Origin of the sequence: Paenibacillus sp. J22TS3, assembly GCF_018403205.1 — a bacterium.
Lineage (GTDB): Bacteria > Bacillota > Bacilli > Paenibacillales > Paenibacillaceae > Fontibacillus > Fontibacillus tuaregi.
On the sequence record NZ_BOSF01000002.1, the window covers coordinates 136646 to 149711 of the forward strand.

General features: G+C 52.4%; 9 protein-coding genes. 8 read left to right on the forward strand and 1 reads right to left on the reverse strand.

What is annotated here, in order from left to right; genetic code table 11:
• The first annotated feature begins 109 nt into the window (after positions 1-109).
• Both KJS63_RS06530 and KJS63_RS06535 read left to right on the forward strand, forming a co-directional pair.
• The gene (locus tag KJS63_RS06530) at positions 110-505 is read left to right on the forward strand and encodes a hypothetical protein (RefSeq protein ID WP_213618432.1); all 396 of its coding nucleotides are present in this window, start codon (positions 110-112) and stop codon (positions 503-505) included.
• Between the two features lie 237 nt (positions 506-742).
• Complete coding sequence (locus KJS63_RS06535) at positions 743-1477, forward strand: class I SAM-dependent methyltransferase (RefSeq protein ID WP_213618433.1); 735 nt, start codon at positions 743-745, stop codon at positions 1475-1477.
• 202 nt (positions 1478-1679) lie between these two features.
• On the opposite strand, the gene KJS63_RS06540 is transcribed toward KJS63_RS06535, so the two are convergent.
• Positions 1680-2585: a serine hydrolase domain-containing protein gene (locus KJS63_RS06540; protein WP_213618434.1), complete on the reverse strand. Its 906-nt coding sequence runs from the start codon at positions 2583-2585 to the stop codon at positions 1680-1682.
• Positions 2586-3136: 551 nt separating this feature from the next.
• On the opposite strand from KJS63_RS06540, the gene KJS63_RS06545 reads away from it, so the two are divergent.
• The 6 genes from KJS63_RS06545 to KJS63_RS06570 all read left to right on the forward strand — a co-directional run bounded on the left by KJS63_RS06545 (position 3137) and on the right by KJS63_RS06570 (position 12878).
• A complete protein-coding gene (locus KJS63_RS06545; protein WP_244862516.1) occupies positions 3137-3889 on the forward strand; it encodes an alpha/beta hydrolase in 753 nt (250 codons plus the stop codon).
• 14 nt (positions 3890-3903) lie between these two features.
• Complete coding sequence (locus KJS63_RS06550) at positions 3904-4863, forward strand: ABC transporter permease (RefSeq protein ID WP_068619842.1); 960 nt, start codon at positions 3904-3906, stop codon at positions 4861-4863.
• 18 nt (positions 4864-4881) lie between these two features.
• On the forward strand, positions 4882-5784 hold the full coding sequence (locus KJS63_RS06555) for a carbohydrate ABC transporter permease (RefSeq protein ID WP_068619841.1): 903 nt from the start codon (positions 4882-4884) through the stop codon (positions 5782-5784).
• A 54-nt stretch (positions 5785-5838) separates the two neighbouring features.
• Positions 5839-7437, forward strand: coding sequence for a type 2 periplasmic-binding domain-containing protein (locus KJS63_RS06560; protein ID WP_213618436.1), 1599 nt, complete (start codon positions 5839-5841; stop codon positions 7435-7437).
• Positions 7438-8231: 794 nt separating this feature from the next.
• Positions 8232-11597, forward strand: a complete 3366-nt coding sequence (locus KJS63_RS06565; protein WP_213618437.1) for a GH36-type glycosyl hydrolase domain-containing protein — start codon at positions 8232-8234, stop codon at positions 11595-11597.
• A gap of 294 nt (positions 11598-11891) precedes the next feature.
• Entirely contained in the window at positions 11892-12878 is a 987-nt protein-coding gene (locus KJS63_RS06570) for a LacI family DNA-binding transcriptional regulator (protein ID WP_213618438.1), read from the forward strand.
• Positions 12879-13066 lie beyond the last annotated feature (188 nt).

Sequence of the window (13066 nt, forward strand, 5' to 3'; positions counted from 1 at the left end):
AAGGTATACTTAGGTCAACTTACTATTTGCGTTAGAAGTTTCAAGGGCTCCCGGTCGCTGTGGCATTAGGGGGCCCTTGCCGCATTTAGAAGTGAGATTGGGGCGATTTATGAACAATGTACAATCTTTGTTGGAACGCTACCAGACTGTGGAAGATGAGCTTCGGATTTTCCTTCTTGAGTACTCTGAACTGAGTTATATGGAGGGATCGGTGGAAGTGGTAGACACGGGGGCCTATACCTGGTCGAAGCTTGAACAGCCGGGAAGGAAAGCTCAATGCAAGCTGTATTCCGTGTACATCAAGCTTGTGGAAGAGGCTGCTGAAATAATGACCAGTTCAGGTCACTCTGCTACGGAGAGGTTTAGCCAAAGCTGTGAGGAAGTGCTGTCCCACATTAAGCAGGATTCAATGAGTTGGGATTCTTCGCCGCAGCTGTCGTTTGACCGTGTGCGTGGGGAGCTAGAATTCCAGAAACATCTCTTGACTAAGCCTGTTCATGTATAGTGTTAGTCCGCGGGAAAGGCTCCGCGGATTTTTTGTGTGGTTTGTTAGGAAGTCGTGAGAGAAGTGTAGGGATTCTTAGTAGGGTAAGGACTCTGATTAGGCTAAGGGTATAATTTGATTTAAGCTAAAGTATACAATTGTACGGTGTTGCTCCCATAATTTAGAATAGATTATAGAAACACAATGACTGATAATTACTGGTAGTCGGGCCGGCCGCTGTCAGGAAAGGATATAATCATGAAGCAAAACAAATATGATGAGACGGGTTTCTTTACAAGCTACAGTCAAATGGCCCGTTCCACCGGGGGATTAGACGCTGCTGGGGAATGGGGGACTTTCCGGTCCATGCTGCCTGATCTGCGGGATAAAAAGGTGCTCGATTTGGGGTGCGGCTTCGGCTGGCACTGCCGATTTGCCCGTGAACAGGGAGCTTCTTCCGCAGTGGGAATCGATCTGTCTGAGAACATGCTGGAACGCGCCAGAATAATGACTGACGATCCAAACATTGAATACCGCCGCCTTGCGATTGAAGATATTGACTTCAACGAAGGGGAGTTTGATGTAGTTATAAGCTCTCTTGCCCTTCACTATGTTGAAGATTTCGATCTTATTTGCCGCAAAATCCATCATTGTCTTGTGCCCGGAGGCAGCTTTGTGATGTCCGTTGAACATCCAATCTATACGGCTCTTGCGCAGCAAGCCTGGTTCTATGGGCCACAAGGGGAGAAATTGCACTGGCCGGTTGACCACTATCACCAGGAAGGACTACGGCGAACCATTTTTTTAGATCATGAAGTGGTCAAGTATCATCGAACTGTGGCTTCTATAATCAATTCCTTAATCCAAGCCGGCTTTGTTGTTAAAGAAATTTCCGAGCTTAAGCCGACGGAAGAGATGCTGAAGAGAAATCCGGATTGGCAGGAAGAGACCCGCCGTCCTATGTTTTTCTTAGCTTCTGTAGAGCGTTATTAAAAGTAACACCCCCGCCCTGTGTTTTACGCAGAGTCGGGGTTCACCGAATTGGAACGTTTCGAATCAAAAGGGTCATTTTTTAATGGAATGACAGACATGTAAGATCCAGATTCAATCCCAAGCAAGAAAAACGGTGCTGTCCTCATAAATAGGACGCACCGTTTTGTTGTATTTTCTGACATATCACGAAAATGTAATCCGCTTAGAGCTGGGGAAAAATATCCGCCCAGACGGCATCAAGAATGCCCTGCATATCATCCTCGTCACTGTTGATGGCGATCACAGTCTCTTTGTCCGGGATGACGACGCAGAACTGTCCGTGCATGCCGTCAGCGCGGTAGGCTTCGTGCGTGCACATCCAGAATTGGCCGCCGTATCCCGCGCCCCAGTCTGCCGTTCCCGGCGTATCGATTTGCTTCCGCGTAACCTCACCGACCCATTCCTCCGGGATCAGCTGGGCGCCCTGCCACCGTCCCTTCTGCAGCATCATCTGGCCGAACCGGCTCAGCTCTTCGCAGGTGAGCCACAGCCCGGTGCAGCCGAGTGTGATGCCGAGCGGTGACGTGTCCCACCGGACATCCCGGATGCCGAGCGGCTCGAACAGCCGCGGCACCAAATAGTCGCGTACCGTCTCCCCGACCGCGGCCTGAACCATGGCCGAGATCATAAACGTATCGCCGCTGCTGTATGTGAAGATCTCTCCGGGCAGCCGGTCCAAGGGCAGAGACATGTAGTATTTGATCCAATCCTTCTCCTGCAGCGTTTCCCGCTCTTCCACAGAGAGTGGCGGTGCATCGTGGCCGGAGGTCATCCGGAGCAGATTCCTAAGCGTCAGCTCTCCCGGAGGATAGGGCGAATCCTTTACCGACTTCCCGTAATCCGGGAAAAAATCGTTTAACCGTGCATCCAGCGTCAGCTTTCCTTCGGCAACGGCAAGTCCGACCGCCATGCTTGTAAAGGACTTGCTAACCGAATGCTGAAGCCGGCGGGCGTCACCATCCCGGTCCCACTGCCCCAGCAGCTGCTCCTTTTGCAGCACCCGGACAGATAAGACGTTCAGTTTTCTCATGGTGAGGTAATCGACAAAACCGCCGATTTGAAATGTCATCGTTAAGCCTTCCTTCCGCTTGATTCCCATGACTAAAACAGGTCATATGCCGTTCCGGCCGTGTGGAATAGGATGAAATTTATAGAAACGTTTTCATATTTACTCGTTAATCTTGAGATTATTACAGATCGCTCCCTCTTGTCAACCATAATTTGTAAGCGGTTACTATCTATCTTTCGGCGAGGATTTTGTCTTGTTAACGCAGGGGAAATCAGGGATTTGCACAAAAATACAGATCGCTGGGCCTTTTTAAAAAAGATTGTTGACAGGTTTAGGCAACGGGATTATGATGTAATCGAAACGATTCGAAAAATCGCTTTCATCGCTATTAACGACCTGCAGCATCTACCCCGATAATGCTTGATAAGGCTGAAATCGGATCTTGCTTGGCAGGAACGCGAATGGTGATCACAAGAACCAATGACGGGCCGAAACTGTCCGTTATCGGCTCAGCCGAACCGGCTTCCCGTAAGGGGGCTGCCGCTGACTAAGGCGGACAACACAATAGAGCAGTCGAACTGAAATGAAAGGGGTTACAAGTGGCGCACTTAATGATCGATACCGGCTCACCAACGCTGCGGATGACGACCAACATCCATGTGATCTCTCCGGTCGATACCGGCGTCCCCACTTCAAGCACGCTGTACCTCCTGCATGGAGCGGGGGACAACGCCAGCACCTGGCACCGCCTGACGACCGTGGAAATGTATGCGGCGAAGTACGGCTGTACGGTGATCATGCCGGAAGCAGGACGAAGCTTTTATACCAACATGTTTTATGGGCTGGACTATTTCCACTACATTACGGAGGAGCTCCCGGAGTTGTGCAGACGCCTTCTGCACTTGAATACTGATCCTGCAAGCACGTTTGTGGCGGGTTTGTCGATGGGCGGCTACGGAGCGCTCAAATGCGCGCTCACTTATCCGGAGCGATATGCCAAAGCGGTATCTTTCTCGGGCCCGACCGACATCCGCCAGCGTCTGGCTGACCCGGAGATGCCGGAAGAGATGCGCAGGGAGATGCAGGCCGTCTTCGGACCGGAGCTTGAGGTGAAGCCGGATCAGGATTTGTATGCGCTGTCCGCGAAGTTGATCGAAGAGGGCCGGAGGCTGCCTCAGGTGCTGTGCTGCTGCGGTTCGGAAGATCCGTTCGTGGTGATGAATCGGCAGTTTGCCGGCTACATGGAGCACAGCCCGTTCGATTTCCGGTACGTTGAAGGGACGGGAACGCATGACTGGCTCTTTTGGGAAGAGCATTTGAAGACAGCTTTTGATTTTCTGTTTAAAGACAAGACCCAAGAATAGTGAGGAGATGCCAATTGAAACCTGCAGCCTTAGGGCCAAACAAAAATACAAAGGGGCGTTCCAAAACCGGCAATCTGTTTACGGAAATTTGGAAGCACCGGATGACGTATACGCTGCTTATTCCCGGTCTAATCTGGTTGATCCTGTTTGCTTATCTGCCAATGGGCGGCTTGTCGCTAGCATTTAAGCATTACAAAGCCAACATGGGAATCTGGGGCAGCCCCTGGGTCGGCCTGGAGAACTTTAAGTATGTTTTCCGCGACCCCATGTTTGCCGAAGCGGTGTGGAGAACACTGTACATCAACATTATCAAGCTGATTATCACCTTCCCGTTCCCGATTCTGCTGGCGCTCCTGCTGAACGAGCTCCGTATGCGGAAGACGAAGAAGCTGTTCCAGACAATCTTTACGTTTCCGCAGTTCCTGTCATGGATCATTGTCTCAGGGGTCGTGATCAATGTCCTTTCCTATGACGGTCTGCTGAACAGCGTGCTGCAGCTTCTTGGACTTCCAACGATCAACTTCCTCGGCTCCGAGCCAATGTTCCTGCCGATGCTGATATTGACAGACATTTGGAAATCCACCGGATGGGGGGCCATCATCTTCCTGGCGGCCATCTCGGGGATCGACCAGGACCAATACGAATCGGCGCAGATCGACGGCGCTTCGCGGATGCAGCAAATTTTTAAAATTACGCTGCCGAACATTTTGCCGACCGTTACGGTCATGTTCATCCTGAACGTGGGCGGCCTGATGTCCGCTGGCTTCGACCAGATCTTCAACTTGGCGAATGCGGCGACGCAGAACGTGTCCCAGGTGCTCGACGTGTACATTTACCGGATCACGTTCCTGTCTTCGACGGACTTCTCGTTCTCGACGGCGGTTAGCTTGTTCCGTTCGCTTGTGAACATGATTCTGCTGCTTGCTGCGGACCGCGTGGCTAAACTGATGGGCGGAGACGGATTGTTCCGTTAGGAAAGGAGTGTTAAAGAGATGAGTACGCATGCTGAGAAACGGCATAAATACCGGATCGGTAAAATGACGCTTCTCGATTACATCTTGTTTACAGTGCTGATTGTTCTGGCTTTAATCATTTTGATTCCGTTCCTGAACGTGATCGCGGTCTCACTCGCCTCGCAGAAGGAATATGCAGATAATCCGATGATGCTGTGGCCGAAGCATCCAACACTGGATGCCTACCGGGAGCTGTTCCAAGACGGCAGGCTGCTGACAGGCTTCTGGAACACCATTCAAATTCTGGTGATCGGGCTGCCGCTGAGCTTGTTCCTGACAACTACGATGGCTTACGGCCTCAGCCGCAACAGGTTCCCGGGGAAAAAGTTCATTTTTTTCCTTGTCCTGTTCACCATGATCTTTAACGGCGGAATCGTGCCGCTGTACCTGGTTATGAAATCGCTGAGCCTCACCGGTTCCCTGTGGTCCGTCATCCTGGTAGGAAGCTTCAGCGCTTTCAATATGATCCTGATGATGAACTACTTCCAGGGCCTGCCGGAATCCTTGATGGAATCAGCAAGGCTTGACGGGGCGGGCGAATGGCGCATCCTGTTCTCCGTCGTCCTTCCACTGGCGGCGCCGATTATGGCGACCATTACGCTGTTCTACGGCGTAGCCTTCTGGAACGGATGGTATGATGCGATGATCTTCCTGCGAAAAGCGGATATGCTTCCACTGCAAAACGTCCTGCGGACCATTATCGTCGAATCAACGACAAACGTTTCGAATGCGGGCAGCGTGGACGCCCTGAACAAATCCGGTTTTTCCACGGGAATGAAGATGGCCTCGGTCTTCGTAACGATGGTGCCGATCATGTGCTTCTTCCCGATGCTGCAAAAGCACTTCGCCAAAGGGGTGTTAACAGGGGCTATCAAGACCTGATTACACAATAGATTTTTTACCGCAAAAAAATCTGATCAAAAGAGGGGAAAAAACATGAACACAAAAAGAATGTTCAAGCCGCTACTGGCTGTTGTACTGTCTGCAGCTATGCTGACGGTCACAGCCTGCGGGAAAGACTCGGCATCAACCAGTGGTGACCAAAAAGACGCGGCCGGAGGTTACAAGGACAAATTGAAAATTTCCGTCGCACAGACCACGGAAGTGAAACCCGGCGTGCTCGACAACGAGTTCCACAAGTACTGGAAGGACAAATTCAACGTCGATTGGGATTACAACTATGTACAATGGGATTCCTGGCCGGAGAAGCTCCGCCTGTGGATCAACTCCGGCGATCTGCCTGACGTGGCCAGCTGGAACTATGTGCACGGCGATTTCGTGAACTATGTCGATCAGGGACTGCTCTATAAATTCCCGGATGACTGGAAAGAGCGCTGGCCGAACGTGGCGGCGGCCTACAAGCTGACCGGCCTAGGCGACAAGCTGGAACAGTTGACAGGCGGCACTTACATTCTGCCAAAACCGGTGTACTTCCAAAACAAGCCGGCTGATCCGCTTGTGAACCAAATCGGCGTCATCGCCATCCGCAAGGACTGGGCCAAAGCCGTCGGGTTTGAATTGAAGGATGCTTATACGACAAGCGAACTGATCCATTATGCGGAACTGGTCAAAGAGAAAGATCCAGGGAAGGTCGGTTCCAAACTTGTTCCGATTTCTTATACGGCGGATGATGCCTTGACTAATATCATCATGGCCAACAGCGAGCATTCCCGTGTGGAATCAGCTTTCTACAAGGGAGCAGACGGCAAGTTCCATTGGGGACCAGCCGATCCGGAGACGCTGACCGGTCTGAAGCTGATGCAAAAAGCATACAAAGAAGGCCTGCTCAACCCAGAATTCTATACTTGGAAAAACAACGAGGGCAGCGACAACTTTAGAGTCAAAGGCGTTGCTGCGATGATGTCCCTGGGCGGCTTGGCTTCGTACAGACAGGACATGGAAAAGAATATGCAGAAGAACCTGGGCGTAAGCAGCGATGATCTCGTCCATACGGCGATCGTCCTGGGTGACGACGGCAAATACCGCAACCTGGAGCAGCCGAACTTCTGGTCCGCGCTCATCTTCTCACCGAAAATCAGCAAAGAGAAATTTGAACGCATCATGGATATCATCGATTATTCGACGACCAAAGAAGGACAATTGCTCCTGAACATGGGCTTTGAAGGTAAGGACTGGAAGTACGATGATAAGAAGGAGCCGGTCAGCTTGCTTCCGGAAGGAAAGACCCTGGAAGACAAATATCCGGCACGTTTTGAAGGACTGTACATTTTGGGCGACGACTTCAGTATCGTGAACCCTTCGATCAAGAAGGAATACCGCGACCGCGCCGTTGAGCTGTTCAAAGAGAAAGCGAAGCTGGGCAGCGAAGGCGGTAAGCTGGCAACCTACGACTGGGATGTGCAGCTGTACGATTCCAAAGCAAAGAGCCAGGCATCCTTTGACTACCAAAGCGAGTATGCCAACCTGATTCTGCAAAGCGGCGATCTGGAAGCAAACTGGAAGAAATGGGTACAAAGCAAGCAGTCCCTCGTTCAGCCAGTGCTGGATGAACTGAACAGCAAGTTCGCCAAGTAACCAATAGATTTGAAATCAAGATAAGCACAGAGAACTTATACGCAGTCCGAGTCTAAGGAACCCGGTGTGCAGCAGATTTGATGCAGCCGGGTTCTTCTCTTCCACGGTGGTGCCGGGCGGGTTTCTTCTATTAAAATTAGGTCCGCCTGGCCACAGGGAGGGGAGACAGTAATGATTCTTCTTTAGATTATAGAATGTACATCGATAGACGCTTTTCATTAGAGATAAGCAAGTATAGGCCTCAGAGGTTAAACATCAGTATCTCGCAAGAAAAACTACCGCTAAATGCGGTCTGTCTTCTATGAATGTACATCGATAGACGCTTTTCTTAATGAGGAATTTGCACAAAAGATAAACAACCAAGATCGAGCTGTATCCTTGCTGCTCTTATCAGCCAGGTTTTGTGCAAGCTCCTGAGAAAGGAGAAGGGGTCTGAAAGAGCCTGACAATTCGTATCCGGAAGGCCTGAACATCATACGATTTTTGTATGGAGGCGATAGGGATCACCGAATCGATGGTGACCGCTGGCGCTCCGTTATCATCATTTCCGATCTTACCCAAGCCAGCGATCCGGGAACGTTCCAGGTGTTTGTCGGTCTACCAGCCGGTACCCCCTGGTTAAGTCGTTCCAGATGGTTTATTGAACAGCCGACCATGCGCGCACACAAAGAACAGCCATGGTCTTGGAGAGAGCTGACAACAAGACGATGTAGGATGAAAAATACTGTAAAAATCTGCCTTGAAGCCGTACCGGTCAGGTTCGGTTGGCTTCGTGGATAGGAGGATGAATAACCATGACAACCATTACGAATTCCAAGATTCACGTCCAGGCCGGCGAGCTGATCTTTACGTTCTGGGAAAGCGGCGACCTGTTCCAGGCCGTCAGCGGCAAGACGATGATCAACCAGCTAATGAGCAGCCCCCTTGACGGAGCTTTAAATAATCTGTATCTGCGCATCCATGACGACTCCGCTATCCGCTTCTACCCGCTGCTCGGCATCCGTTCGGACAGCCGGGTCAGCTCAGGCGAGGGACGCATCGTCTGGACAGGCGAAGCCGAAGGGGTAGCGTACAGCGTGACGTTTGCACTTAGCCCGCTCGGCGTATGGTTCTGGGACGTCCGGACGGCAGGTCATGGCCTCAAAATCGATGTTGTATACGGCCAGGATATCGGGGACGCGGATACGGGCGCCGTTCGCAGTAACGAGGCGTACCTGTCCCAATATATCGACCATACGGTCTTCGAAGACAAAGACCACGGCTATGTGGTGTGCTCGCGCCAAAACCAGCCGCAGGGCGGTGCGTTCCCTTACATACAGCAGGGTTCGCTGACGCGTGCCGCGGGGTTCTCTACGGACGGCTTCCAGTTCTTCGGTCTGTCTTATAAAGAAACGAACGTGCCGGCCTGCCTCAGCCAGCCTCAATTGGCAGGCGAGGTCTACCAATACGAATTCGCCTACACGGCACTCCAGTCCGAAGCGGTAACGCTTGACGGGGAAGCGCGCTTCGTGTTCTACGGTTTGTTCAAGCCGGATCATGCGGCTGCGGTAACCGAGCTGGAATTCAAGGATGAGGTTCTGAAGGCCTGGGATCAGGTGCAGGAGAGTCTTGCTGCTTCAGCCGGTCCCCTGCATGAACTGCCCAAGGTCCGCCTGAATCCGGAAATCGGCGAACCGCTGCATACCCTGCCGCTGACCGCTGAGGAGCTCGAAGCTCTTTTCCCAGCAGCTGGAAGACAGGAGGAGGAAACCGAGAACGGACAGCTTCTCGCGTTCTTTACCGACACCTATGAGCATGTCGTGCTGAAAGAGAAGGAGCTGCGCGTGGAGCGTCCGCACGGGCATATCCTGATGAGCGGCGGCAGCGTGAAGCTGGGGGCCAAAGTCGTAACAACGACTTCTTATATGTACGGCATTTTCAACTCCCATCTGGTGGTGGGCAATACCAACTTCAACAAAATGATGAGCAATGCCCGCAGCGCCTTGAACGTGCCGAAAACCGCAGGACAGCGGATATATGTGGACATTGGGGGAACGTACCGTCTTCTGACCATGCCATCCCTGTTCGAGATCGGCTTCAACTACGTGCGCTGGTATTACAAAACAGCGGATGACATGCTGGTAATCACCAATTTTGCAGCGGCGGATGCCCCTGAAGTACGCCTTCATGTGCGCTCGGAGAGCGGCAAAGCCTATAAATTCCTGGTGGCCAGTCAGGTCACCATGGATGTCAACGAGTTCGAAGCGCCGGTCCGCATGACGGAATCAGCGGGTGTGCTGACGTTCCACGGCGCCCAGGATGCGCTCCGGAAGGACGCCTATCCGCACCTGAAATACACCATGCGGATCGACGGCGCCAAGGTGGCTGTTAGTGATGAAACGGCACTCGCAAGCGGCGTTCGTGCTGGGGAAGCGTCGGTGGTAACACACAAGCTGGAAGCTGCCGCGGAGTGGACTTTAACGATGCAGGGGCTGCTGGACGGGGAAGACCTTCCTGAGGCAAACCGCAGCGCAGAGGAGGAAATCGCGAAGTACCGGGAGTTCTTCCGGGACGTGATGAATGGTTTCCGCTTAACTGGCAGGGATGGTTCGGAAGGCAAGGACCTTTTCAAAGTGAACGCCTTGGCTTGGTGGTACACGCATAACATGTTGGTCCATTATTCGGTGCCGCATGGCTTGGAACAGTACGGAGGCGCGGCTTGGGGAACGCGGGACGTGTGCCAGGGGCCGACCGAGTATTTTATGGCAACGCAGAAGTTCGAACAGGTCCGCGATATTCTGAAAATGGTGTACTCTCACCAATACGAAGACGACGGCAACTGGCCGCAGTGGTTTATGTTCGACAACTACTTTACTGTCCAGCAGGAGGAAAGCCACGGCGACATCATCGTATGGCCGCTGAAGGTGCTCAGCGATTACCTGCGGGCGACTGAAGACTTCGGCATTCTCGAGGAGAAGGTGCCTTATACGGTCAAGCACAAGTTCCATTTTACCGAAGAAACAGCTGCAATTCTGGATCACGTGTACAAGGAGATCGGTTACATTCGCAGTCACTTCCTGCATGATACCCATCTGTCCTCCTATGGAGATGGGGATTGGGACGATACGCTGCAGCCGGCCAACGCCCAGCTGAAGCAGTACATGGTCAGCAGCTGGACCGTCGCCCTGACGTACCAGACAATGAGCCAGCTATCAGACGCTCTGAAATCCGCCAAGCCGGAATTGGCTCAGGAGCTTCAAGACATGGCACAGGGAATCAAGCGCGATTACGAAAAATATATACTCGGAACGGATGTCATTCCCGGGTTCCTCTATATGGAGAATCCGGCTGAGGTGAAGCTGATGCTCCATCTGACCGACAAGGAGACCGGCATTCAGTACCGTTTGCTGCCGATGACCCGCAGTATGATTGCTGAGCTGCTGGATCCGGAGCACGCGAAGGCTCATTATGAACTGATCAAAGAGAAGCTCATCTTCCCGGACGGCGTCCGTCTGATGGACCGTCCTGCCCAGTATGCCGGCGGCGTCAGCACGCACTTCAAGCGGGCGGAGCAGGCGTCGAACTTCGGGCGCGAAGTGGGCCTGCAGTATGTTCACGCCCATATCCGCTTCATCGAAGCGATGGCGAAGCTCGGGCATGCCGAGGATGTATGGAACGGTCTGAACGTGATCAATCCGGTCGGGATCCGGAACGTGGTGCCGAACGCCGAGCTGCGTCAAAGCAACGCTTATTTCAGCAGCTCTGACGGGAAGTTCAACACGCGTTATGACGCTCAGGAGCATTTCGATGAGCTGCGCAGCGGCAGCGTGCAGGTGAAAGGCGGATGGCGCATTTACTCCAGCGGCCCGGGGATTTACATGAATCAGCTGATCTCGAACGCGCTGGGCATCCGCCAGGAGCAGCAGGATCTCATCGTGGACCCGGTGCTGCCGAAGGCGCTGGATGGCCTGCGCTTCGAATTCCGCTACGACGGACAGGACGTAGCCTTCATTTACCATTTGAAGGGCACCGGCGAGCGTCGCGTGAAGCTGAACGGCCGCGAGCTGGAAGCTTCTGCGGTGAGCAACCCGTACCGCGAGGGCGGTCTGCGGATTTCGAAGGATTTGTTCGAGCAGGGAATGATGCCGGACCACCACAATGTGGTTGAAATTTTTATATAGCAGTTTAAGGCGATCTTGAGAGATCGCCCTTTTCCATGAGAACTGGAATGATAATTTTGACCTATATAAAATGAACTTTAGAATTAACCAATCTCAGCTTCGATCCCGAGTGATTCTGAAGTAAGCGGAGCGTCCGCTTTGGTCTCCGAAATGCCTCTGTTTGGATATCTAGTTCAAGCATTTCCGAGACAACCGTGGCCTTAAAGAACACTCGGCATCGCAGCGCCCCGATTAGGGTAACTTTCATAAGTTCATTTTATATAGGAATGGTTTGATACGGGGGAGAGAGGAACATTGGTTAGTATTAAAGATATTTCTAAAAAAGCCGGGGTTTCCATATCGACGGTATCATATGCCCTTAACGGCAGCAGCAAGGTGACGGATGAGACCCGCTCGAGAATTTTGGCGATCGCCAAGGAGCTGAACTATGTGCCGAACGCGGCTGCGAGATCGCTGAAGAAGCGGGAGTCCCGCATCATCGGGGTATTTCTGACGGATTTTAAGGGGGACGTGTATGGGGACCTGCTCGACGGAATGAAGGAAGTCTGTAACGCCCAGGGCTACGACCTGATCGTATGCAGCGGCAAGCAGTCCCATCGGATGCTTCCGGAGCGGATGATCGACGGGGCCATTATTCTGGATCATGCCTTTACGAGCGCCGAGCTGCTCAAATATGCTGAGCGGAACCACAAAATCGTCGTGCTCGACCGGGAACTGGAGCATCCCAACATCAATCAGGTGCTGCTGGATAATAAGGCAGGGGCTACGCTGGCCACTGAATTTTTGGTTGAGCAAGGCCATAAGAAGATTTACATCGTGACGGGACCTGATGACTCATTTGACTCCATACAGCGCATGAAGGCGGTCAAAATGGTTGCGGACCGCACGGAAGATGTGGAATGGATCGAGATCCCCGGCAATTTCAAAAAAAGTGGGGGGGAACGCGCTGCCGAACAGGTCATCGTGGAGTATACCGGCCCGGCGGCCGTGTTTTGTCTCAATGATGAAATGGCCATCGGCTTTTGCAACCGGCTAGCGGAGACCGATTACCGGATCGGGGAGCATGTGCATTTGATCGGTTTTGATAATATTGAGCTGACGAACTACATGCAGCCGCGCCTGGCGACCATTAACTACTCCAAACGCAAATGGGGGACGCTGGCGGCAGAGCAGCTGATCAAGATTTTATCCGGCGAGGAAGTGGAGCATGAGCGCATCTATGTCACACTCATCAAAGGGGAATCTGTCCGAAAAAGAGCCCGGCAGGTTAACTTGAGCTAATATGGAGAGCGCATGTGCAACGTTAAACAAACAGAAGGGTATCCGACTGACTAGAGCCTGTCGGGTACCCTTTTTGCATGTTCATTTTATGTTAACGAATGGCGAAATTGTAGGTTTTACAACCAGTTGTTGACCTGGGCCAGGCAAGCAAACAGCTGTTTGTTCTGACATCTGCTGGCCAAACCATG

What these genes read in the sequence shown, in the direction of transcription:
- KJS63_RS06530 (WP_213618432.1), top strand. Translation starts at nt 110, where the DNA reads ATGAACAATGTACAATCTTTGTTGGAACGCTACCAGACTGTGGAAGAT.
- KJS63_RS06535 (WP_213618433.1), top strand. Translation starts at nt 743, where the DNA reads ATGAAGCAAAACAAATATGATGAGACGGGTTTCTTTACAAGCTACAGT.
- KJS63_RS06540 (WP_213618434.1), bottom strand. Translation starts at nt 2,585, where the DNA reads ATGACATTTCAAATCGGCGGTTTTGTCGATTACCTCACCATGAGAAAA.
- KJS63_RS06545 (WP_244862516.1), top strand. Translation starts at nt 3,137, where the DNA reads ATGATCGATACCGGCTCACCAACGCTGCGGATGACGACCAACATCCAT.
- KJS63_RS06555 (WP_068619841.1), top strand. Translation starts at nt 4,882, where the DNA reads ATGAGTACGCATGCTGAGAAACGGCATAAATACCGGATCGGTAAAATG.
- KJS63_RS06560 (WP_213618436.1), top strand. Translation starts at nt 5,839, where the DNA reads ATGAACACAAAAAGAATGTTCAAGCCGCTACTGGCTGTTGTACTGTCT.
- KJS63_RS06565 (WP_213618437.1), top strand. Translation starts at nt 8,232, where the DNA reads ATGACAACCATTACGAATTCCAAGATTCACGTCCAGGCCGGCGAGCTG.